Origin of the sequence: Providencia sp. (assembly GCF_040396775.1) — a bacterium.
Taxonomy (GTDB): Bacteria; Pseudomonadota; Gammaproteobacteria; order Enterobacterales; family Enterobacteriaceae; genus Providencia.
The window spans coordinates 86,558-110,585 of record NZ_JBEBNT010000004.1 but is presented as its reverse complement, the minus strand read 5'-3'; the positions used below and the strand labels follow the sequence as shown (position 1 = coordinate 110,585).

General features: G+C 41.4%; 21 protein-coding genes. 8 read left to right on the top strand and 13 right to left on the bottom strand.

What is annotated here, in order from left to right; all coding sequences use genetic code 11:
• The first annotated feature begins 50 nt into the window (after window positions 1-50).
• Window positions 51-812, top strand: coding sequence for a transcriptional regulator ExuR (exuR, locus tag ABWP91_RS06995; RefSeq protein WP_353242651.1), 762 nt, complete (start codon window positions 51-53; stop codon window positions 810-812).
• On the opposite strand, the gene ABWP91_RS06990 is transcribed toward exuR, so the two are convergent.
• The 3 genes from ABWP91_RS06990 to ABWP91_RS06980 all read right to left on the bottom strand — a co-directional run bounded on the left by ABWP91_RS06990 (window position 813) and on the right by ABWP91_RS06980 (window position 4,322).
• Entirely contained in the window at window positions 813-1,547 is a 735-nt protein-coding gene (locus ABWP91_RS06990; protein WP_353242650.1) for a Crp/Fnr family transcriptional regulator, read from the bottom strand.
• A gap of 159 nt (window positions 1,548-1,706) precedes the next feature.
• Complete coding sequence (locus ABWP91_RS06985) at window positions 1,707-3,017, bottom strand: MFS transporter (RefSeq protein ID WP_353242649.1); 1,311 nt, start codon at window positions 3,015-3,017, stop codon at window positions 1,707-1,709.
• A gap of 192 nt (window positions 3,018-3,209) precedes the next feature.
• Complete coding sequence (locus tag ABWP91_RS06980) at window positions 3,210-4,322, bottom strand: mandelate racemase/muconate lactonizing enzyme family protein (RefSeq protein ID WP_353242648.1); 1,113 nt, start codon at window positions 4,320-4,322, stop codon at window positions 3,210-3,212.
• A gap of 342 nt (window positions 4,323-4,664) precedes the next feature.
• On the opposite strand from ABWP91_RS06980, the gene ABWP91_RS06975 reads away from it, so the two are divergent.
• Window positions 4,665-5,981 carry a polysaccharide deacetylase family protein gene (locus ABWP91_RS06975; RefSeq protein ID WP_353242647.1) on the top strand — a complete coding sequence of 439 codons (1,317 nt, stop codon included), beginning with the start codon at window positions 4,665-4,667 and terminating at the stop codon, window positions 5,979-5,981.
• A gap of 39 nt (window positions 5,982-6,020) precedes the next feature.
• Here the strand turns inward: ABWP91_RS06975 and ABWP91_RS06970 are convergent, their stop codons facing one another.
• From ABWP91_RS06970 to ABWP91_RS06930, 9 genes are all read right to left on the bottom strand, one after another.
• On the bottom strand, window positions 6,021-7,124 hold the full coding sequence (locus ABWP91_RS06970; RefSeq protein ID WP_353242646.1) for a fatty acid desaturase family protein: 1,104 nt from the start codon (window positions 7,122-7,124) through the stop codon (window positions 6,021-6,023).
• The gene (locus ABWP91_RS06965; protein WP_353242645.1) at window positions 7,114-8,238 is read right to left on the bottom strand and encodes a sterol desaturase family protein; all 1,125 of its coding nucleotides are present in this window, start codon (window positions 8,236-8,238) and stop codon (window positions 7,114-7,116) included. Before ABWP91_RS06965 ends, ABWP91_RS06970 begins: the two co-directional genes overlap by 11 nt.
• A complete protein-coding gene (locus ABWP91_RS06960) occupies window positions 8,235-8,846 on the bottom strand; it encodes a phosphatase PAP2 family protein (protein ID WP_353242644.1) in 612 nt (203 codons plus the stop codon). Before ABWP91_RS06960 ends, ABWP91_RS06965 begins: the two co-directional genes overlap by 4 nt.
• Window positions 8,843-10,108: a F390 synthetase-related protein gene (locus ABWP91_RS06955; RefSeq protein WP_353242766.1), complete on the bottom strand. Its 1,266-nt coding sequence runs from the start codon at window positions 10,106-10,108 to the stop codon at window positions 8,843-8,845. Before ABWP91_RS06955 ends, ABWP91_RS06960 begins: the two co-directional genes overlap by 4 nt.
• 8 nt (window positions 10,109-10,116) lie before the next feature.
• A complete protein-coding gene (locus tag ABWP91_RS06950) occupies window positions 10,117-10,920 on the bottom strand; it encodes an MBL fold metallo-hydrolase (protein ID WP_353242643.1) in 804 nt (267 codons plus the stop codon).
• Window positions 10,920-11,921: an NAD-dependent epimerase/dehydratase family protein gene (locus ABWP91_RS06945; RefSeq protein WP_353242642.1), complete on the bottom strand. Its 1,002-nt coding sequence runs from the start codon at window positions 11,919-11,921 to the stop codon at window positions 10,920-10,922. Before ABWP91_RS06945 ends, ABWP91_RS06950 begins: the two co-directional genes overlap by 1 nt.
• A complete protein-coding gene (locus tag ABWP91_RS06940; RefSeq protein ID WP_353242641.1) occupies window positions 11,918-12,916 on the bottom strand; it encodes a 3-oxoacyl-[acyl-carrier-protein] synthase III C-terminal domain-containing protein in 999 nt (332 codons plus the stop codon). Before ABWP91_RS06940 ends, ABWP91_RS06945 begins: the two co-directional genes overlap by 4 nt.
• 90 nt (window positions 12,917-13,006) lie before the next feature.
• Window positions 13,007-13,897, bottom strand: a complete 891-nt coding sequence (locus tag ABWP91_RS06935) for a LysR family transcriptional regulator (RefSeq protein ID WP_353242640.1) — start codon at window positions 13,895-13,897, stop codon at window positions 13,007-13,009.
• Window positions 13,898-13,985: 88 nt separating this feature from the next.
• Window positions 13,986-14,975, bottom strand: a complete 990-nt coding sequence (locus ABWP91_RS06930) for a nitrilase family protein (protein ID WP_353242639.1) — start codon at window positions 14,973-14,975, stop codon at window positions 13,986-13,988.
• 1,292 nt (window positions 14,976-16,267) lie between these two features.
• On the opposite strand from ABWP91_RS06930, the gene ABWP91_RS06925 reads away from it, so the two are divergent.
• The 6 genes from ABWP91_RS06925 (at window position 16,268) to ABWP91_RS06900 (ending at window position 22,137) form a co-directional block, all read left to right on the top strand.
• A complete protein-coding gene (locus ABWP91_RS06925) occupies window positions 16,268-16,504 on the top strand; it encodes a helix-turn-helix domain-containing protein (RefSeq protein ID WP_353242638.1) in 237 nt (78 codons plus the stop codon).
• 216 nt (window positions 16,505-16,720) lie between these two features.
• Window positions 16,721-17,278, top strand: a complete 558-nt coding sequence (locus ABWP91_RS06920; RefSeq protein ID WP_353242637.1) for a fimbrial protein — start codon at window positions 16,721-16,723, stop codon at window positions 17,276-17,278.
• Between the two features lie 83 nt (window positions 17,279-17,361).
• Window positions 17,362-19,857 carry a fimbria/pilus outer membrane usher protein gene (locus tag ABWP91_RS06915; RefSeq protein WP_353242636.1) on the top strand — a complete coding sequence of 832 codons (2,496 nt, stop codon included), beginning with the start codon at window positions 17,362-17,364 and terminating at the stop codon, window positions 19,855-19,857.
• A gap of 10 nt (window positions 19,858-19,867) precedes the next feature.
• Window positions 19,868-20,596 carry a fimbrial biogenesis chaperone gene (locus ABWP91_RS06910; RefSeq protein ID WP_353242635.1) on the top strand — a complete coding sequence of 243 codons (729 nt, stop codon included), beginning with the start codon at window positions 19,868-19,870 and terminating at the stop codon, window positions 20,594-20,596.
• A gap of 10 nt (window positions 20,597-20,606) precedes the next feature.
• Complete coding sequence (locus ABWP91_RS06905; protein ID WP_353242634.1) at window positions 20,607-21,158, top strand: fimbrial protein; 552 nt, start codon at window positions 20,607-20,609, stop codon at window positions 21,156-21,158.
• Between the two features lie 13 nt (window positions 21,159-21,171).
• A complete protein-coding gene (locus ABWP91_RS06900; protein ID WP_353242633.1) occupies window positions 21,172-22,137 on the top strand; it encodes a fimbrial protein in 966 nt (321 codons plus the stop codon).
• Between the two features lie 114 nt (window positions 22,138-22,251).
• On the opposite strand, the gene ABWP91_RS06895 is transcribed toward ABWP91_RS06900, so the two are convergent.
• Window positions 22,252-23,898, bottom strand: coding sequence for a fumarate hydratase (locus ABWP91_RS06895; protein ID WP_353242632.1), 1,647 nt, complete (start codon window positions 23,896-23,898; stop codon window positions 22,252-22,254).
• Between the last annotated feature and the right edge of the window lie 130 nt (window positions 23,899-24,028).

The window sequence follows — 24,028 nt, the reverse complement described above, 5'->3', positions numbered from 1 at the left end:
AAGGCATAAAAGCGTTGCTAAGTTAGGCCATACTGCAAAAGGAGAAAATCATGAGCTCAGCTGAGAGCGAACCGCGCCTGTACCAGCAAGTAGCCGCACTGGTTAAAGAACGTATTGAAAATGATGAATACCCTGTTGGCACTAAACTCCCCGCAGAAAGGCTGTTGGCAGATGAAATGAATGTCAGCCGGACAGTGATCCGTGAAGCCATTATTATGTTAGAAGTGGAAGGCTATGTGGATGTTCGAAAAGGCTCTGGTATACATGTTGTCAGCAATCGGTCTAATAACTCTGTCAATACGGAAGGGGGCTTGGAGTTTAGCCGTTGTGGGCCGTTTGAATTATTACAAGCAAGGCAGTTGATCGAAAGCCATATTGCGGAGTTTGCCGCGACTCAAGCTACCAAAGAAGATATTTTAAAACTGCTTGAAATTCAAAAAAATGCACGCAAAGAAGACCGCTTTCGTGATTCTGCGTGGGATCTGGCATTTCACATGCAAATTGCGGCTTCGACCCATAACAGCGCGATGGTAGTAATTGTCGAACAAATGTGGAGCCAACGGTTGCGTAACCCATATTGGTTAAAGCTGCATGAGCACATCGATAACCGCTCGATTGAAAGTTGGTGTGATGAACACGACCAAATCTTACAGGCATTAGCTCGTCGCGACCCAAAAGGCGCAAGGCAAGCCATGTGGCAGCACTTAGAAAACACCAAAAAGATGTTGTTTAACGCCACCAGTGATGACTTCGAATTTACGATGGATCGCTATTTCTTTGCCGATAGCCCACCCGTTGACCAAAACGACTAGCTAGTCTTCATCATCCTCTGAAATTTGCTTTAATGCGGGAAGGTTCACTAAGACAATTTTCCCGTATTTTGCATCAATCCAGCCCAATTTTTCCCATGCTACCAAGCGCTTATTGATAGTTTGGCGAGTGGTATTAATAATCGTCGCAAGGTCATCTTGAGTGAGGTATAAACTTAACTGAGTGCCTTTTTCATGGGGCTCCCCATAGCCTTCCGCTAAACTTAAAAGGCGTTTTGCAAGCCTTGCAGAAACCGAAAGCAGGGCGCTGTCATTAATAATCGTGAATGCATTGCGGATCACTTTACAGAGCAGAATATTTAAAAACTGATAGAAAACGGGGTACTTTTCCAAGATCTGAGAAAGATCTTTTGGGGAAATGGTCAGTAAGATTGTTGGGCTAATGGCTTTTGCATCGTGAGTACGTGCTGATTTATCCAGCATGGCAATTTCGCCAAACCAGTTGCCGGGAGAAAGGTAACGAAACACACATTCACGGCCGTCAGTGGAGATAGAACTGACCTTTACTGAACCTTGGATGACCGCATACAACCCGCGAGCGGGATCGCCTTGGTAGTGAACCATCTCACTGTCATGATAAAAACGCAGCGTGGCGCACTCCATCAGAGCGCTAATCAAATAATTTGGTAGGTTACTGAACCAGCTATTGGTTTGTAAAACATCTAGCACTTCATCATGTGTCATAACCAACTGACTGTTTTGTACAGCAATGTTCATTTGAATGCTCCCTGCATGAGTCATAAGCCTTATCATGGCATTGGGTAGGGTTATGTTCAATCATGAACAACAGCAACAGGTAATTCAATGAGTTTGATCTAAAAATAGAAAATCCCGAGCCACCAATGATGACTCGGGAAGGTTTCACATCAAACGAAATTAATCTTCAAATTTCTTTTCGATGCCGAGTCTTTTCAATGTGAGGATTAACAGGCCACCGATAAAGGCAACTAAGGCAATGAAATACAAGCCAGCTCGCGCGGATTCAAAGGTGGTTTCTGCCCAGACTCTTAAGTTTGGTGCCACAAAGCCGCCTAAGTTACCCACTGAGTTAATTAAAGCGATACCCGATGCTGCCGCTGTTCCGCCTAAATAAGCTGACGGGAAGCTCCAGTACAGGGGTTGCATCGCTAAGTGACCCGCGGCTGCCACACACAGTGCAATGATGGCAATCACTGGGATACTATCGAATAAGCCTGATACCGCAATTCCCGCAGCCCCTAACATAAAGGTAATCGCAGCGACTTTACGGCGCTCTTTTAAGCGCTCAGAGATGCGTGGCACATAGTAAACCGCGATAGCGGCGCACAATGGTGGAATTGCGGTTACAAAGCCGACTAACACACCCACTTTACTACCTAATAATGTCGCGATTTGTGTTGGTAAGAAGAAATAAATGCCGTATCCACACACTTGAACGGTGAACCAAATCAAGCACAGGTAGAGAACGCGCATATCTAGCAGGGCACTCAGTGCACCTTTCGGGCTGTGGCCTTTTTTGGCGTCTTCTTCTAGTGCAAGTTTCGCCGCAAGGGCATTTTTCTCGTCATCCGTTAGCCATTTCGCTTTTTCTGGGCGGTCATCAAGGTAGAAGAATACCCAAATCCCGACAATGGAAGCTAATAAACCTTCCACAACGAACATTAACTGCCAGCCATATAACCCAAAGGCAAAGGATGAGCCTTCTAAGGCCAACAATGAACCGGATAATGGCCCACCAATAATAAATGCGAGTGGTGCACCAAACAGGAAGTAGCCTGTGACTCGCGCACGGATATTTTGAGGGAACCAGAAGGTTAAATATAAAATAACCCCAGGGAAGAAGCCGGCCTCACTGACACCGAGTAAAAAGCGTAAGACAATAAAGGTCGTTTCATCATGGGCAAACATCATTGCCGCAGAGATTAACCCCCATGTGACCATGATACGCGATAACCAAACGCGCGCACCAATGCGGTATAACAAGATATTACTCGGCACTTCAAATAATGCGTAACCGATAAAGAAAATCCCTGCGCCGAATGCATAAGCGGCGTCGCTTAACCCTGTTGTTAGCTGAAATTCTTGTTTAGCAAAGCCAATATTCGAGCGGTCCAAGTAAGCTAATATGAACATTAATACCACCATCGGTATTATTTTTCGTATCGCTTTGCTGGTTGCTGATGATAAGTGGTCAATATTGGTGGACATGGTTCACCCCAGTATTTTTTATAAGATAATGATGTTATCTATTCATTTTTATTACGTGTTTAGCCCACCACTGAGAAATCAGCAGAGTAGAGTATAGAGCTATTAAATAGGTAATTTAAATGAATAATTCTTGTTATATATTTCCCTTTCCTTTGCTGTGAATAATTAAAATATCAGGAAAGGGATTTTTTATTATTTCACGTTAAATTTTGCTAATGCTTCTGGTTTTAACGTTGTGCCTGCGCCCGGTGCGGTCGGGGTGCTGTACACACCATCAACCACTTCCACTGGGTCAACAAAGCAATCCAGTGTCCATGGAATAAATTCCAATAATGAACAGGCAGGGTGCGCCATCACGAGATGCAATTGTGCCTGCATCATATCGCCATGGTGCGGTGTGACTGGCAGGTTAAATGCCATACCGAGGTCGGCAATTTCCCACACTGCGGTTAAACCACCACAACGGGTTGCATCGGGTTGTAAGTAGTCAACGGCGCCAGCAAGTACAAATTCTTTAAATGAATCATTGTGATACAGTAATTCACCTAAAGCGATTGGCGTATCCATATAAGCCGCTAATTGCTTATGGCTAGCCACATCATCGTGCCACAGTGGTTCTTCAAACCATTTGATATTGAAATCATTTAAACGGTGGCCATATTGTTTAGCGATGCTGATGTCCCATTTACCATTCGCATCAACCATTAAGTCAATATCGTCGCCGATTGCGTTGCGAACAGCTTCGATACGTTGTAAATCTTCCCGTGGATCCGGTTTACCAATCTTCATCTTGATAGCTTTAAAGCCTTCTTCGAAGATCATTTTTTTACAGTCATCAACAAGGTCGTTTTGGCTACGCACTAACCAACCGCAGTCGGTGTTATACGCATTCACTTTATTGTGCTTAGAACCGCCAAATAACTGCCACAGAGGTTGCTGCGCAGCTTTGGCTTTTAAATCCCACAGTGCGATATCAATGGCGGAGATTGCCATTTGCATTAACCCCCCACGTCCCACCCAAATATTGGTGGAACTACGAGTGAGTTTACGGTGCAAATAACGCACTTCGTTCGGGTCTTCACCCAGTAACATTGGGCCAAATACATCTTCAATGATAGTGGTAATTAAACGGTCTGTTGTAATGTCTGCGTGCGTGCCAGTGTGGCCATAACCGACTAAACCGCACTCTGTTTTAATCATCACACCCGGCATTCCCCAGTGGGTAATGCTATGGGTTGAATCGCCGATCAGGTCATTGGTGACCGGTACGTGCATGATAAAGGTGCTAATTTCTTTTATTTTCATTGCTATTCCCAGGTGTTGAAAAGTGACTGAGAGCCAATCTAGCAGTGAGAATTGCAATTAACTGTTAAATGATTTACAGATTGTGCCGATGTACCGTTTTTTAATGATAAATATGAGCTAGATCTCTTTATTTTGTATGATAACTCATAAATAAATATTCAAATTGGTATAACAACTTAAGTTGGTGCATTTAATTTGAAAGGGAAAAGTTTGAGGGATTAATAATGGCAAGGCTAATCTATTGATTTTAATTAAAAATAAAAATTTTTATCAAACTATAGGGTTAATTATTGAGTAGGTTTAGAATAATCGCGGTAAAACTTAGCGGATGATGGATGACCAATGTGTAAACGATTTTTCTTACTGTTTTGCGTGTTACTTGTAAATTCAATGTCTCAATCGTTGGCGGCCGAGATAAACAGCACCGATGATTGGAAACTTGCCGATATCCCGCCAAAATTAGTGCAGACCAAAGCATCAGAAATTATCTTTTCACCGATTGCAGGTGAAATGCGGGCGGTTGCAGAGCTAAATGCAGAGCACGGCTTTTACGCTTATTCCCCCTCTGGGGATTACTGCGCAATACAATTTGGCCATGATTATGCTTTTGTGAAAACCTCATCTTTTACCAACAAAAAGCCCCGTTATGTGCCAGAAGTGGATCGACTGAATGATTTGCAAAACCCAATTTATGATTATTTGATTACCCACCAAAAAACCCCTGTTTACCGTACAACCGACAGCAATAGCCCACAAATTGCCTCTTTATGGGATAACCTACGCTACCCTGTTTTGGCTAGAATGATTAAAACAGATAAAGACGGTGAGAAAACCGCATGGTTAACCATTCGTCTTGGGGATCGCTTGGGGTATGTGCGTTTACAGGATGTGGCGCTGGATAAAGGCATTCCTATCTTAACTTATCACCATATTTTACAAGATAGCGAAAATAAAAACTTCCGCCACACTTCGACGACGACATCTGTTGAGGCATTCAGCGAGCAAATGAATTACCTGAAAGCGGCGGGTTACCAAACATTGTCTCTAGAAGATGTGGAAGAGTATTTAAATAAAACGGCCAATCTACCGGGCAAAGCTGTGGTACTCACCTTTGATGATGGTTTAAAATCGGTTTACCGCTATGCGCTGCCCATTTTAAGGCATAACCAGCAGCAAGCGACGTTATTTGTGATTTCCTCGAGGATTAAAACGCAGCCGCAAAAGTGGTCGGCAGATTCTTTGCAATTTATGAGCAAACAAGAGATTAAAAATAGCCAAGATGTTTTTAATATCCAGTCCCATACGCATTTTTTACACCGTTTAGACAACCACAACTCGCCGATTTTATTTAGCCGCAAAGAACACACGATCATGTTGGATTTTAAACGATCGATGAGAATTTTGAGCCGCTTCGAGCCGGATCAGCGTTACTTAGCCTACCCATTTGGTGGTTATAACGCATCGGCGATGGAAGCGGCGAAAGAAGCGGGGTTACATATCGCGGTGACGACAATCCAAGGAAAAGTGAAGCTAGGGGATAATCCGTTTGCCTTAAAACGCTTATATGCGTTTCGCACCGACCCACTGGATAAATTTGCCCAAATGGTAGGTAACAGCGAGCAAAGCGTTGTGAACCAAAATATTATTGTTGATAAGTAGCCAGTTCTTTTTAACGCACTGAGTGTTCGTTTTGAAAACTCAGTGCTCATCTGCCTGTTTGCCTGACCCCATCTCTTTCAAAAAACGCTGTTGATAGACAAACAACTCTTTGGCACTAATACAGTGGTAATCCATCGAAAATTGCTTTGCGGTTTGCTCAATAATTTTTGCTAGGGCAGGGTAATGGCGATGATTCCAGTTGGGAAATAAGTGGTGAGTCAGATGAAGGTTAAGCCCGCCAAGCCAATAAGTTAGCCAACGTGGCGTCGTTTGCCAGTCATACGTGGTTGAAAATGTGTGCGTATAAAAGCCATGGGGCATGTTGCCTTGTTTAGGCGGGGTATAAAAAGTGGCTTTTGCCCAATGAGTGCCAAGTATTAATACAACAAAGATTAATGATGCAAACATTTGGCTGAGTATGTAAGTCAAAAGTAGCATGCCAAGGCTGATGTCGTGCAAAACAATGGCGGGGATCACCATGGCCATCACCAAATGCAGCAGTTTTGCCATGATAAATGCCAATATACCTTGTTGCCCTTGATGACGCATATGGGGGGCTACGCGCGTAAAGTGAAACCTATCCATCCAATCAAAAAACCAAATAAGTGCAGGGAATGTCATTGCTGCAATCAATGGCCAGTACAGGTGCTGAGCTCGCATAAAGGGATACCAGCGCTGGTAAGGGGTTTGGCGTAGAACAAAATTCTCTTCAATATCCAAGTCGTAATGGCGAATATTGGTATGAGCATGGTGAAAAATAATATGCCGAACGCGCCAGCATTCAGGGTCTAAGCCAAGGGGGATGGTGACCCAAAAGTTGAGCCAGTAATTGGCTTTGGCATGTTTAAAAATCGCATTGTGCGAGGCGTCGTGCACTAAATTAATCGCCAATAGTAAGGCGAAGCAGATAAAACTGGGGTAAAAAACAAAAAAGGCCCACGATGCATTGAGGAACAATGCCGCAAAATAGCTGCCTAAACAGCACAACACCAATACGGCGCTTTTGGCATAAAAGCGCCCGTCAGCAAATCGGTGATCAGCATTATCATGCAAATATTGTTTAGCCGCCTTGTTCAAGGCTTTTTGGAAGTCTTGATCATGGCGGTGCTGGTAACTGAGTGGCCTAAGCGGCTTAAGCGACATTCGCCACCGCTATTGGTTTTCGGCCAATCCCCACTAGCATTAATAAGCTGTGCAACCACAACGCACTAGTGAATATGATCCAGAACGGTGTCGTCCATTGCCAAATAAATACCACGCAAATTAGTAATAAGCAGGCGATAAAAAACCAGCTCATTAGCCCTGATTTTCGCCCATCAGAAATTCCCGATAATGCCACGGTTCCTAAGGCTAACAGCACAAATAAAACCACCTGTTGCAGTGTCGTACCTTGGTAGCCATAGCCATAAAGGTAGACATAACCGATAACTAGCGTAAATAAGAGAAGCGTGCCCATGACCAAAGCCACTTGGTTTACGCGAAATAGCGGGGGCAATTTTTGTGCAGGTTTATTAGCTCGTTTTATCATCCGCCAGAAAGGTAAGTTGCTGTCAATAAATGGGTTTTCAGAGGCTGGATCACCTTTAATACCAAAATGATGTTCAGTTTCAGGGAGTTTGGCAAACGTACCGAACAGTTTATCCCAAAAAATAAAGCTTCCTGCAAAGTTGCGATTGGAATAATGCCCTTCTTTCACGTGATGAACGCGGTGGTGCTGCGGCGTTACCATAAATTTTTCTAACCAACCCAAGCGCGGGATCAGAGCACTGTGGTTAAAAAACTGGATGGTATAGTGCAAAATGGAGACGGTAAGGAAAATTTCTAATGGGATCCCCATTAATGCTAATAACATAAAGAAAGGTATTGATGTGAGGGATGAATACCAAGAATTTCGCACCCCTAATGATAGATTGTAATGTTCCCCTTGATGGTGAACAACATGCACGGCCCACAATACTCGGTAGGTGTGGTGCAATCGATGCAGCCAGTAGAAGCCAAAGTCCCATGCTAGGATCGTAAAAATCCAGACTAATGCTGTTGGCCAGTTCTCAACAAGGTTGAATGAGTAGTGAGTGACCACAAACCCATAGCAAAAAATCTCTAACCCTCTAAATAACCACAACATAATATGGCCGGAGTTCAGGTTAAAAACCAATTCTTGCCAGCTTACCGTACCCTTTTGTGTTTTGGCGATCACTAAACCTTCTGCGACAACGATCGCTAACATAAAAATAATGGGAAAGGTTAATTCATTCATGAGCGTTTTCTCTCTAAGCGGTATTTTGCGGCGTGGACAACCCACAGTGCGCAACAAGCCGTTACTGCTCCAGTGACAACATCAATAAATAAGTGGCGTTTTAGCACCAATACGGACACACAAATGGCGGCGGCCCATAAACAATAAAACAGTGTGCGGAATTTATATTTTACTGACCATAATGCATTCAGCACCACAAGAGTCAATGAGACATGTAGAGAAGGTAATAAATTTTGTGGGCTATCAATATCAATTAATGCGGATAATGCATGGCCAGAAAATGTCGTTAAATCATATTCGTGGTACAGCATTGTGGTGGGGTACAGCAAATAAACCGCGCCAGAAACCAATGCGCATAATTGCATGGCGAACATTAATGAACGGGCGCGCTCAATCGGGCTGCAAAAATAGCCGAGTGGAATAAATAAAAAGAACGACAGATAAAACCACACCGCATTAGGGGAAAATTGTACGGCGTTATCAATGGCGCTTGGGGTTAAGATATTGGTATTTTCGACAATTTGCCCCGTGTAGTTGTACACAATGCCAACGGTTCCCCAGCCAATCAAACAATAGATTAATCGAATGAATAAGACGTTGCTTGTCATTGGGGTTCCTTGTGGGTAATGCGGCGTTTTTTAATGGAAAGTGATTGCTCGATGGGTTCGGCTAATAATTCCCAATGTAACTGTTGAATATCCACTTGTTGATTGGCTAAGTAACTTTCAAGTTGCTGATGGCAATGAGTAAGTTCTTCTTCGCTGCACTCGGATTGTAAGCACAAATGATGGCCTTGTTGGGTAAGTCGAAAATCGGCAGTGAGGGGTAAATTATTCACGATGACTCTTGCACAAGGGTCGGCAAAAATGGTGATCATATTACCTTGTTGATCAGGGAGTTGCAGTAAGTCATCACAGCGCCCTTCAATACGTTCAATGGCAAGCTCTGGAGAACCACAAGGGCAGGGAGCTTGCTTGATCACTAACACATCATCAAGTTGATAACGCACAATCGGTTGTGTTTGGCGAGTAAAATCGGTGATTATCGGTGAAAATCGCGTTTCATCCAGCCAATTGGGTTCAATATGCAAGAAAGATTCGTTTAAGTGCATTGTGCCGTGTGAGCAGGTACAACCTAAAAAGCCTTCTGTGGCTTGGTATACCTCACCCACTTGTGAAAAACAGCGCTTAAGCTTCTCTTTGTCTTGTTGTTCAAGGACTTCCGCCACTGAAATCACTTTATGGGTTGTTAGCTGGATTTGCTGGTGAATTATGGCATCGGCAATGGCACACAACACTTGTACAGGTGCGACAATAATCGAGGGCTGATAGGCTTCAAGGGCGGCTAACTGATGTTGAAAATCGGCAAAAAGGTCGTAAAACCGTAAGGATATCCAGCGGTTATTCACGCTTTCATATAAATTATTGTTGGCGCGTAAAAAGAGGGCAACCCGCTCACCGTGAAATAGCCCGTTGGGCAGCATTTTAGCTAGCATACTGCCAGACCAAATATTTTGCTCTTGTGGGCTCACTACAAACAGACCGCGGCGCCCAGATGTGCCAGAAGATAACCCAACGCTATAACGGCCAACTTTCGGCGCAAAATCTCGAGATTGCTCACTTTTTTGTGCACATTCGAGAAGCATCTGGCTTGATAACCCAGCGGTATTCATTTGGTCAAAATTTTCCATCATGATGGATTTATTCATGATGGGAAATTCATGTAGAGGACGGTGGATATAGGCACGAAAGTAAGGGCTTTTCGCCAGTGTTTTGCGTTTAAATTTTGCCAAACACTTTTGCTGGTAAGCGTCTAAATTTACACGGTTTTTGAATGACAAACGGCGTGCTCGCCAATAGTGCCAGAGCATCGACAAAATCACTGTAAATCACCTTCATGGCAAAGCTGAATAACAATTTTTTGCTTATCAATTTCATGCAATTTATTCAGCGTTTCATAATACGCTTGTTTGTCATCCATAATGATATTGGCGATAGCCATCGGGCCGCGTAATTCGCGGTAATTGGTGGGCGACCATGCCGCATCACCAGCAAGCAGCACCCATCCAGACTCCGTTAATACGCACAGGCCAATATGGCCAGCTGCGTGCCCAGGTAGCGGCACAATCAATAAGGTTTTTGACTTATTCACAGCAAAGCCTTCACCCAGTATTTGCAATTCACAGGGCAGGACAACACGTTCAAAACCTTCATAAAATACGGTGCGCTGCTCAAAGTCATCGGGTAATAAGCCGCTAACAAACGCATTTTTAAGGGCAGCAAACCCCGTTAACGGGCGTGTTTTTGCCCAACCATCACCAGAACAAATAATTGGCATCTCCGGGAAGTCCCGCAGCCCTGCGATATGGTCACCGTGGAAATGGGATAAAATCACGCCATGAATGTCTTTGGGTTTAAGGCCGTCGTTTGCGAGTTGGTTGACGAGTGCATCTTTGCTGTCGAAATAAACGGGAGTTACTGTGCGGTATAATCGCATGATGCCTTTGCGTGTATGGTCATAAAAATGGGTGGCATACCCCGTATCAAATAACCAACGCTGGTTTTCATCTTCGATTAACCATGCTCGAGCGGGGAATTTGCAGGACTTAAAACTGGCACCTTTAAGGGCAACACAGCCGGGATGCGTACAGTATCCGACTTCATATTGGTGAATGGTTAGCATCAGTTCTCCTGCTGTTTTAGCCAATTAGCGGTTAAATGAATTCCTTGCTCCATGGAATATAACGGATAATAACCTAACTCTTGTTGGGCTTTTTGGTTATCAAGGGTCATAGTGAAATAAGCCGCACCAAGGCTATAACGGGTGAGGAGGGGCTCTTTCCCTGTGAGATGACCAATACCCTCTAGCAATGTAGCAATGCCATATAATAGCGGGTAAGGCGCGGAACGAATTTCACACTCAAGTTGAAGCTCACGAAAGAGCTGCTGCAATGTGTGTTTCAGTGCTTGTGGCTGTTGGTTGGTAATATTATACGTTGCGCCGCTTTGTAGTCCTTCTTTACCTGTGGCCAGCTGCATGCTGTGAACCACATTCCCCACATAGGTTAAGTCAAAATGGTTATTTCCACCGTTAGGAAGCACTAACTTACCATGTCGAGATTTGATTTGTGCCAGTAGCCTCGGGAGTAGCACGCGGTCATGGGGGCCAAATAAGCCACGGGGTCGTAACAGGGTATAGCGTGTGTTGGGGTACTGCTTCACACATCGCTGAACCGCTGTTTCTGCTAAATATTTTGTTTTCGCATATTGGTTGGCGAACTGGGTGTTTTGGGTGGTTTCTGCAATATCACGTTGATGGGTGAAATTGAAATAAATGGCAGGGGTCGAAATATGAATAAAGCGCGTTATTCCTAGCTCCCCAGCCGCGGTGGCTAATATACGCGTCGCATGAACGTTAATATTTTCGAAGTCTTGGCGCCTGCCCCATGGGGAAGAGAGCGCGGCACAGTGCCAAATGGCATCACAGCCAGCCATCATCTCTTTGGCCTGCGGCAAAGAAAGCTCTGCTAGCTCACAGGGGATAAATTCAGCGCCCATGTTGATTAGTTGCTCTCCCGCCTGCGGGTTTCGGCCACAAGCGATGACGTCACAACCACTCCCCAGTAAGTACTCACTCGCATTTCTGCCAAGGCCACTCGTGGCGCCTGTGACAAGGATCCTCATGGCACTAATACCATGGCACATAGCGCTAAACCTGCTGCCGTACCAATTAACATCACATTTTGTTTTTCATAAAAACGGCCTGTGATAATCGCTTCGTGCAGTGCCGATGGAATCGAGGCGGCAACTTGGTTACCGCGGTGACGATAAATATCAATGAGTTGATCTGGCGTGACACCAACACGTTGGCGCATATGCTCTAGCGATAAATGGCTGGCTTGGTGAGGTACGACTGTGTCAATTTGTTCGAGTTGCAAGTTTGACTCGCTGAAGACCCGCTGCATAAATTCTTCAATTAAGGCTGATGCCATGCGGAAAAGTTTTTTACCTTGCATGTGGAACAGAAAATCATCTTCTGTCATTCCCGAGCGCGGGTTTTTCCGTGTTCCACCCGCACGGATCTCGCAAAAATCAATACCATCGACGTGCGTTGTGTGGGTATATGAGATAATCCCACTGCTACCATCGCCTTTTTCAACGATCACACATGCTGCACCATCACCAAAAATGAGTGACGATTCTTTATCCTGCCAGTCGATGCCCCGTGAGGCGATATCCGCTGAGACAATGGCAATACGTTGGAATTGGCTGGTCGCCAGCATACCCGCTGCCACTTGCAGCGCAGTAATAAAGCTGATGCAACTTGAATTGATATCAAAACAGGCAATACCATCATTTAAATTTGATTGTTCAAGAACATGGGCTGCTGAGCAAGGTAATGCTTGCACAGGGATCGCTGAGGCGTTAATCAGCATATCAATACTTTGTGGTGGCAAGCCATTTTGCTGCAATGCATTTTCAATGGCTTGTGCAGCAAGTTGTGCCTGTGAGTCCGTATTGTTTGCATGATAGCGATATTCAATACCTGAATGTTTCTCCACAAACCCTGTCGTTTTATTGAGTTTTTCATCGAGCATTGAGGAGTAAATTTTGTTTTCAGGTAAAGCAACGCCTGAAGCGATGATTTTAAGTGGGGCAATTGACCTATTAGCGGACATATATAAAGTGCCTATCTAACCAAGATAACAACAATAAATATCAGAGTTCATTTATTTAATATATAGGAATTACGGAGTTATTCTTATTACCTATTGTTCACGAGTTTCATGCATGTCATTAACCCAAGTGTAGAAAGTGCTTTGCCATATTTTGGGTAATGACGTATGCCAAATGACATCTATTTGCCAACTTGCTGCCTCACAGTGGTGGAGTGGAATAAAGTGGACATCCTCTTGGGCAATATATTTTGCACTGTAAGGAATAAGGCTAATACCCGCTTTCGCTGCAACCAATGCAATGAGTGTCTGTATATCGCTTGCTTCTTGTAAGGGGGTAATATGCAGGTTTTCCGATTGCAAGTAATGTTGAATTTGTTGATAAAGCCCAAGGCCGCGCTCTGCCCGTAACATCAGTAATGGATATTGCGTTAAATAATCCCGTATCGAATTATGCTGTGCGTACTCGCGTGGTATGGCGAGGGCTAACACTTCAGTTTTTAAAGGTTGGCTAATCATGTTTGCAGTTGGATCATGGGGGGCGTGGCGAGTGAATGCAATATCTAATTGGTGAGAAAGGAGATTTTCTCTCATTATGTGTGAGGGCATATCGTCCAACACAATGGCAACGCTGGGCAGTTTCTCCCGTAAGTGAGTAACAAATAAAGAGGCCTCTTGAAAAGATGAGATGCCAAAACCGACATTCAAAACTTTCGGGGGCTCTTCCTTGAGCACCAATGCTTGGTTCAACAATTCTTGTAGGTGGCTTAACGTCTGTTTTGCGTATGGGAGTAACGCTATCCCATGTGCTGTCAGCATTGCACCGTGGCGGCCTCGTTCAAATAGCCGTACATTGAGTTGTTCTTCTAATAGCTTAATTTGCTTTGTTAAAGCAGGTTGGCTTATGTATAAGCGCATTGAGGCTTCTTTGAAATTTTTTGTCTCCGCAAGGGTAATAAAGGCACGAAGAAGTCGAGTATCCATATTTACCTCTTACAGAAAATGATAAACGCTATAGTATCTATATAATGAATAAACCACTATAGCATTCGTGATTTCACTGATGTCTGATTTATTTTTTAATAAAAGGGGGTGATTGAGATGCAAAGCGAACCTGATGAATATCTGTTTCATAGCCCATTGTGGTATTGAGGATTTGGTAGAGTTCAGGGCGCCGTCCCATTAGCCAACGTCGGCCATTGGAATTGGAGAGCAAACTAAGGTCTAAATCAGCCACGACCATATCATCTTTAATAGCGGTAGTTTCTTGAATGATTCGTCCATAAGGGTCAATTACCATCGCGTTTCCTGTCCGAACTTCATCATCATCACGACCAACGCCATTGCTAAACAGATAAAAAACACCGTTATCATGAGCGCGTGAAGGTAACCATCGTAATAGCCAGCCTCGACCATGTTCCCCTTGAAATGCATTTATCAACGCTTGTGGATCCTGTTTTCTATTTTCCCATAAGTGCACTGGTATGCGCTTCATACCATACGGGCTACTGGAGTTAGTCCCGCCAGTTTGATGGGGGGCAAGAATGATATCCGCGCCAAGTAATGCGGTGGCTCTCGGGTTTTCAATGAGATTATTATCCCAACAAATCAATATACCGACTTTTACCCCCCAAGGAGTATCAAACACAGTATAGCTATCACCACTGTGAATGACTGGGTGCTCAAAGGCATGCAGTTTTCGGTGAGCATGTAACTGCCCATCAGGCATGCAAACGACCCATGTATTATAACATTTTCCATCAAGGCCTTTTTCTATTAACCCAACGCCAATAAGCATTCTTAACTCGATAGCACGCTGGCGGATAGGGGCTAAGGAAGGGCTGTCATGCAAGGTTTCACTGAGTGTATAAACGTCTTTATCAGGCAGTTTTGGGACATGCCAATACCCTGTAATACACATCTCAGGTAATACGAGTATTTTGACCTTTTTTTGTGCGGCTTGTGTAATAAAGTCGTGGATACAGGCTAAATTGTAGGTTTTATTTCCTGGCTGGTGCTGGAATTGCACTGTGGCAACGCGAAGTAATGGTTGTGTGTTCATCAATATCTCCTTAGTTAGCAAAATAAGAACACGTTATTTTTGTAAAAAATAATGAGTTATTTTCTCTTTCAATCACCATTGGTTATCGAAAATAAATAGGGATGAATAAAGTTAGTCGGATATCGATGACTTAAATTGAATAAAAAAGTTGAGATACATTATATTCTTCGAAAAAAAACCTCTTAGTCGGTGAAATATTCTTATATAATCTGCGGGTACAAAAAACAACCTATTGATTAGTCTTTAGTTATTTAACTAAAAAAGTCGTAAAAGGGCATAATTAGTACTAAAAAAGCACGCTATTCTTGTGATTAAGTACTTAAATTCCGTCTAAACTGAGTTGATGAACATTGTTTTTATCAGACCATGGAAGTTTTTTTACCTAAAAGGTGGTAATAAGCTAAGTATAAATACTTGTTTTACACCTTTTCCGTGAGCTAATTGCTTAATAATTATGTTTTATTTTTGTTACAAGAAAAAAAACGGCCAATTTCATTAATAATATTTATTATTTAGTTACAATTTGTAGCAAATACAACTGTATGTTAAATAAAAGGTATTTTGGTCGCTTTGCATGACCACTTTACTTAAAATGGTCACGTTTAATGATATCGTTAACATTTCTGCTTAAAAGCGCGATAACTCGCTAAATTTACGCATTTAAAGTGAGTTACCTGTTCTTAAATCAATTTTCTTATATCTCGTACTCGTTTAATGAGTTGATGATATTTCCTGCATATTAAGTTTTGGAAAATCATAAAAGTAAAAAAACCATTGATAATGGTATTTTCAATAGAAACTAAAATAATGTAAATAAAGAATTAATTTATCGATTTTTCATGTAAAAATGCTTATTAATCAACAAGTCTATTTTGAATATTAAATAATTAAACGCTAAGTTAAATAATTTCAAATAGATCTTCATTTATCCATATTACCATTGTTAATGGTAATATCTTTTTACTTAAGATAAATCAATTAGTTAGTGTTTATAGCCCTAATTATTTTATATTGATAAATTTAATTTTGTTTGGTTGTTTTGTATTCGCAGTTATTTGAATTTGAAATATTCAAATGTTGATAGGTTTCTCTGGCTTTAATCTATTTTATTGATCGTTACAAACAGTTTTACTTTTATATCTTCAAAATTATAATTAACTCAAATTTCGTGTTTTAATTGATTTGCCATATTTTAATTTGCATTTCAAAAAATAAATTTTGATATTCTAAAGGTTTTTGATCTGTTATATAGTTTAGCCGTTTAATATTTTAAGTTTGTTGGGCTATAGTTGATGATAAATGTAAATCGCATTGTAGGTAGAGAAATAAGAAAAAGAAGAAAGCATTTAGGACTTTCTGGCATCGAACTTGCGAACCTTGTAGGCGTGAGCCAACAACAGATCTCGCGCTATGAAAGAGGAGAGTGCAATATTAATATTGAAAACTTACATGTACTAGCTAGCGCTCTAGAAACAGAGATGATTTGTTTTTTCATTGATGATGTGTTCTTAAATAAAGAGAATATTTAACTAAAATAGTTAAGAATATTCCAGTTGATAATATAAAAAACAAGTTAATAATTAAGTATAACTAATTAAGTTTAATTAAATAAAAAGCCATTTATTTCTTTTCTATAGAAATGAATATGCTTTTTTATTCTATTCTCAGCAAAAAATATCAACTTAATAATTATTTTGATTATTAGGTGATTGGTACATCTGTCGTCTTTTTATAGGAAAATATAAATGAAATTAACTAAAATTGCATTAGCTACAATTATCGCGTCTTCATTTGGTATTGCAAATGCAGCACCTGTAGACCAAGGTAGTGGTGTTATCAACTTTACTGGTAAAGTTATCAATGCACCTTGTACACTCCCAGGTGACGGTACAATTAACGTTGACCTTGGCCAAGTTGCTAATAAAGTATTAGAAACAGGTAATAAATTTAGCCAAAGCGTTCAATATAATATCCAATTAGAAAACTGTGATTTAGGTGAAGTTAAAGATGCTTCAGACACAGTTATTTTCCCAGCAGTTAGCAAAGTTAAAGTCACTTTCACTGGTACACCAGATACGACTGCAAAAGAACTGTTAGCAAACACCGGTACTTCTAAAGGTGTTGGTGTTCGTTTGATCAATGCTGATGGCGCAACAATGAAAGTTGGTGATACAAGCGTTGAAATGCCATTAGCTGACGGTCCTAACAAATTAGCATTTAGTGCACGTGTAGAAGCAAATGGTAGTAAAGTAGAAACTGGTAGCATCATTTCTCAAGCGACTTACGCTTTAAATTACCTCTAATCTATACCTTAAATAACAGGCATATTATTGCCTGTTATTTTCCCTTTTTATTTTGATTTTTTATCTTTTTGACAGGGAACATCATGTCTTTATTGCCTCAGTTTAAAATGAATAAAATATTATGTTCTATTGTATTGGCATTTTCTTTTTCAGGAATGTCTAATGCAGTAGAATTTAATATGAATATTATTGATGCAAAGGACAGAGATAATATTGATTTAAGTCAGTTTTCAAATCCTGATTTTATCCCTGCGGGTGAATATCTTACCGATATTACACTGAATGGTAGAAAATTAGCGGGTCAACATTTAATTAAATTTATTGAAGAGAGTAAAGATAATTCAACACTCTGTGTTACGCCAGAGATGGTCACGCTTTTTGCATTAAAAAAGAAAGTTCAGGAAGAACTTCTGCAAAATAATAATAACCAGTGTGTTGAACTATCTAAAAAATTAGATATTCACTATCGATTCGATAAAGAGAATCAGAATATCTTATTTTCTATTCCTCAAGCTTGGTTAGAATATGACGATCCGTACTGGGTTCCGCCATCCCAATGGGAAAATGGAATCGCAGGCGCATTTCTCGACTACAACCTGTTTTTAAATTATACCTCCCCTAAAAATACCAGTGAAACATTCAGTGGTAGCAGTAATGGTACAGCTGGCGTGAATTTAGGGGCTTGGCGTTTCCGTGCGGATTACCAATACCAATACAATCGTTCTCAAGGAAAAACAAATGAGCGGTTTGATTGGACTCAGCTTTATGCATTTCGCGCATTACCTGAAATGGGCGCTAAAGTTTTACTTGGTGAATCTTATTTAAAAACAGATTTGTTTGATAGTTTCCGTTTTATTGGGGCATCATTATTTAGTGATAACCGCATGCTTCCTCCTTCATTACGTGGTTATGCACCACAGGTGACAGGGATTGCCAAAACTAATGCGATGGTGATTATTTCACAAAATGGGCGCGTGATTAAACAAGCTAAAGTAGCGCCGGGCCCCTTTAATATTCAAGATATTACGGAAGCAGTACAAGGTACGTTAGATGTCACCATCGAGGAAGAAGATGGCTCAAAAACCACTTACCAAGTAACGGCGGCCTCATTGCCATTTTTAACTCGCCAAGGGCAGCTGCTTTATAAATTGACGATGGGGCAGTCGGACCCGTTTGGGCGTTCTCAGAAAGTCGAACCACGATTTATTGCGGGTGAATTATCTTATGGGTTATTTGGCAATACCTCCATTTTTGGCGGGTTAATTGCCACTGTTGACAATAATAATTATCAAGCGGTCAACTTGGGAATTGGGCAAAATATGAATGTGTTTGGGGCAATATCGCTAGATATTACGCGAACCCATGCAGATTTAGACCATTTTGGTTCTTATTCAGGAAACAGTTATCGTCTGAATTATTCGAAACGTTTCGAATCCACTAATTCACAAGTTACTTTTGCGGGCTATAAATTCTCGGAAAAAGAATTCTTAACCATGCCGCAATATATTGATGCTGCCAATGGGGTTCTTGATTTTAGGCGTGACAAGAACGTGTATACCGCCTCTTTTAACCAATACATCAGCCCATTGGATTTAACCGTTTATTTTAATGCTTCTCACCACCAATTTTGGAACAGTGAGTCGACAACGAACTTTGGCATGAGCCTGAGTAAATTGTTTAGTGTTGGGCGGCTGAAAAATGTCTCAGGGACATTGTCTCTCAATAAAATTAAATACGAAGAAACTGATGACAACCAAATTTATCTGTCATTTTCAATTCCATTAGAAAATGGCGGGTCGGTAAGTTATGACGCGCAATATGCAGATAACGACCATAACTTTGGGCAATCTGTCGCCTATTACAGCCCAAATGAGCAAAACAATTACTGGAGTATGCGAGTGGGTGGCTCTCAGCATGAGCTTGGTCGTGCAGAACCCAATCTTAGTGGTAGCTATCAACGTTCATCTGCGTATGGCGTATTAAACGTTAATGCAACGGAAAATGTGAATAATTATCGTGCATTTGGTGGTAGCTGGTATGGCTCTATGACCGCCACTAAATATGGTGCTGCGATTCATCGTAATGGCACAAATAATGAACCACGCGTCATGATTGATAGTGATAACGTTGCGGGAATTTCGATTGATAATGGCGAATCTGTCACCAACCGCTTCGGTATCGGTGTCGCAACAAGCTTGAACAGCTTTTCAAACTCGGATGTATACATTGATATGAATACACTGCCCGATGATGTTGATGTAAATGACAATATTATTGGGAAAACGTTAACCGAAGGCTCAATTGGCTACCAAAAAATAAAAGCGAACCAAGGAAAACGTATTTTAGCTGTAATTCGTTTGAGTAATGGTAATTATCCACCACTGGGTACGAGTGTCATCGAAGTAAATACTGGCAGGGAAGTCGGCATTATCGCAGACAGTGGAGTCGCTTATTTGACTGGGGTGGATCCAGAAGAAAACTACATTGTTAAGTGGGCAAGTGGTGCAAATCAATGTCGCTTGAACTTACCGAATATGACTGAAAAGAATCAAGGTAAAGTCTTGATCCCTTGCCAATAAGGAATGATGTATGAGTAAAAAGTACGCAGTTGCTCTCGGGCTTTCATTAATTTTTGGTGGCATGCAAGTCGCCTCGGCGGCAATTAATATTGACCGCACACGTATTATTTTTCCGGGCAAAGATAAGTCTATTAGCTTAGTGATTAATAACCAAAGTAAAACCATGCCGTATTTGGCGCAATCATGGATGGAAGATGCGAAGGGAAACAAGATTTCAGAACCTTTTACCGTTTTACCGCCAATGCAACGTGTTGAGCCGAATGCAAAAAACCAAATTAAAATTATTAAAACAGAAGGGATTGATGCGTTACCCCAAGATAGAGAATCGTTGTTCTACCTAAATGTGCGTGAAATTCCCCCTGTTTCAGATAAAGAAAATGTGGTGCAAATTGCGATTCAGAGCCGTTTAAAAATGTTTTATCGGCCACCTCAAATTGAAAATAACAGCGATAAAGTGTGGGCGAAAGAACTGAAATTTACGCATTCGGGTAGCCAGTTACTCATTGAAAATCCAACAAAATACTACGTTACATTGGGTTATTTAAGTAACAACAATAAGAATAACTTTCCAGGTTTTGAGAGCGCCATGGTAGCGCCATTATCAAAAGAAAGTATTTCTGTGCCAAGTGCGAGTTTTAACCAGCTTTACGCAGGATATATGGATGATTACGGCGGGATGAAAATGCTGACTTATCAGTGCGCTGCATCAATATGCCAGTTGTCAAAAGAAAACCAATAGGATTTTAGAGATGAGAAATTGTTGCTTTTCAATCGGTTTTTTCATGCTATCCCTGTTTGGGAGTCATGCTCATGCAGATAGCAGCATGATGCGAGGCGATCTCAATTTTACCGGCAACGTAGTGGCGTTGCCTTGTAAAATCACGCTTTCCTCGATTGATCAAAATATTGAATTAGGCCCAATTTCTCTTAATTATTTCAATGAGATCGGGGATAGAAGCCCTCAACATGAGATCAAACTGAAATTTGACGACTGCATTTTCCCGAAGCGCGATCGTGATGACCGCGATCCTGTTGTTAGGATCATGTTTATTTCAGAACCAACGGAAAGCACAGATCGTAATTTATTTGGTGGTAAAACGATTTTAAATGGTTATGGCATTCGCCTACTGGATAAACAGGGCAATACGATCCCGAATGGTGAATACCAAAATTACCCTGTCTATTTCGATGACAATCAACAAATTGTAATTTATTCCATGTTGGAAAGTTATCGCGCAAGAAGTGAATTAACAGTGGGTAATATTAAAACGCAAATTACCTTAAATATTACCTATATATAAAGGTGTATAAACCATGATACACAAGTTTATTAAGCAGTATGGGTTCTACTTTTTATTTTTATTTGTTTTTATTAGCCCAAAGACATTTGCATTGGATTGCGTAGAAAAGGGGACGGGGGTTGTGATTAAACCACCTGTTCCAGTAGGGCAACTGGCTATACCCGCAGATACGCCAGCTGGAACTATTATTTGGCAATCAGACCCGATGACTGTAACAGTATATTGCGATAACGTATTGGGAAATATGGTGGACGTTGTTCATATGTATTTTAACCCGACGTCACAAAAATTAGGAACCGGCTTGCTACTTGGGGCGAATTATCAAGGTGAACAACTTGAACGCAACCAGCAAAAAGTGAATTTAGGCACCCCTCCGATTAGTGGTAAGCAAAATGTTACCGTGACTGTGACGTTTAACTTATACATTAAAGTGACAGGGGTGGTTCCACCTTCGGGTAATTATTTGGGCGATAACCAATTTACCGTTTTCCAATTTGATGGAAGTGGGGGGATTAATACCACGCCAGGTGCTAAAAACCTACGTTACTCTATTTCAGGGCTTCAAGGGATCCGCTTTTTAAAATGCGGTGCTGACATCAAGGTATTCCCTGAATCTCAGCAAATAGACTTTGGCCAATTGATGATTACAGAGCTTAATCAAGGCAAAGAGTTTAAAAAAGATTTTCAAATTCAAGCCGTCAAAAGAGGTTGCTTGGATAATTTCTCAATGAATATCAATTTTGAAACAACTGATCCATTAAATGGTGAGTATGCGATTGATTTAAAAAATGGTATGAACCTGACGATCAAAGACGATAAAAGTAATAATATGAAGTTTAATTACTTCCAGTTTTTCGGTAGTTTACCGCAAGGAAGTACATCAGTAACACGTGATTACAGTGCAACGGTGAAGAAAACCGGCACAGTGAAAACGGGCGGTTTTAAAGCATCAACAATTGTTCGCATCAACTATTATTGATAGAACTAGTAAATAAAAAAGAGCAGGCCTATTGCCTGCTCTTTTACTTACACTACTTATTGACGACACAAGCTAACCGAGGTTAGCGCATTCCGTTGGCATAGTGCGACAATCCTATTTTACACATTTTTGGCAGTTTGTATTCTGAACTTGTTCAAAGAAATTATTTCCCTTGTCATCAACAAGGATAAAGGCAGGTAAGCCTTCAACTTCCATTTTCCAAATCGCTTCCATACCTAATTCTGGGTACTCTAAGCAATTCAAGCTCTTAACATATTCTTGGGCTAAGATTGCGGCCGAACCCCCTATGCTGCCTAAATAGAAACCGCCGTGTTTTTTACACGCGTCGGTCACTGCTTGAGTACGGTTCCCTTTAGCAAGCATTACCATGCTACCGCCGTGGGATTGGAATAGGTCAACGTAAGGGTCCATTCGGTTACCTGTTGTTGGGCCTAACGAGCCAGATACCATATCTTCAGGTTTTTTGGCAGGTCCTGCGTAATACACCATATGGTCTTTGAAGTATTGTGGTAATTCTTCGCCGTTATCTAAACGTTCTTTGAGCTTAGTGTGTGCAATATCACGCGCAATGATCAGTGGGCCACTGAGGGAAACACGAGTCGACACAGGGTGTTTACTTAGCTCAGCCAAAACATCTTTCATCGGGCGGTTGAGGTCGATATGAACCACTTTACCTTCAGCTTGGTTACGCATAGATTCAGGGATATATTGCGCTGGATTATGCTCCATTTTCTCTAGCCATAAGCCATCTTTGGTGATTTTGGCCTTAATATTACGGTCAGCAGAACACGAAATAGCTAAACCGATTGGGCAAGACGCACCATGGCGAGGTAAACGTACAACGCGGACATCGTGAGCAAAATATTTACCACCAAACTGCGCCCCAAAACCAAGGTGGCGAGAGGCTTCTAATAACTCATTTTCTAGCTCAATATCACGGAATGCACGGCCGTATTCATTACCGGTTGTCGGCAAATTATCATAGTATTTAGCCGATGCTAGTTTTGCTGTTTTCAGTGTGGTTTCCGCTGAAGTTCCGCCAATAACAAAGGCAATATGATAAGGCGGGCAGGCAGTTGTTCCCAAATTGCGCATTTTCTCAATTAAGAAATTTTTCAGTTTAGCTGGGGTTAACGTCGCTTTTGTTTCTTGATAAAGCGCGGATTTATTTGCAGAACCGCCGCCTTTATTAACAAACAGGAAGTGGTATTCATCACCTTTGGTGGCAAAAATATCAAACTGCGCTGGTAGGTTGGTACCTGTATTCACTTCGTTAAACATATCAAGCGGGGCATTTTGAGAAAAACGCAGGTTTTCGTGTTGGAAGACGTTATAAATTCCGCGAGAGAGGTACTCTTCATCATCGCAATCTGTCCAAACTTGTTGGCCTTTTTTCCCAACAACAGCAACCGTTCCTGTATCTTGGCAGTTTGGTAAAATGCCTTTTGCCGAAATTTCAGCGTTACGTAACAACTGAAGTGCCACGTATTTGTCATTTTCACTGGCTTCTGGGTCATGCAAGATAGCTGCAACTTGTTTTTGGTGTGCAGCTCTTAAAAAAAACTGTGATTCATAAATTGCACGCTCAGCAAGCAGAGTTAATGCTTCGGGTTCAATTTTTAAAATTGGTTTTCCTGCGAATTGCTCGACAGAAACATATTTATCAGAAACGTGGGTATATTCAGTTTTATCCTCAGATAGAGGATAAGGTTCTTGATAAAAAAACTCTTTATTAGCCATTTTGCTCACTCACATATTAATTTCAGTGGAATATCCAAAAATAATCACCCGTAGGCTTATGCTTATTCTTTAATAAATTCAGTACAAAGGAACAAAGTAAAATTTATAAGTGTAATAATGAAACAAAAAC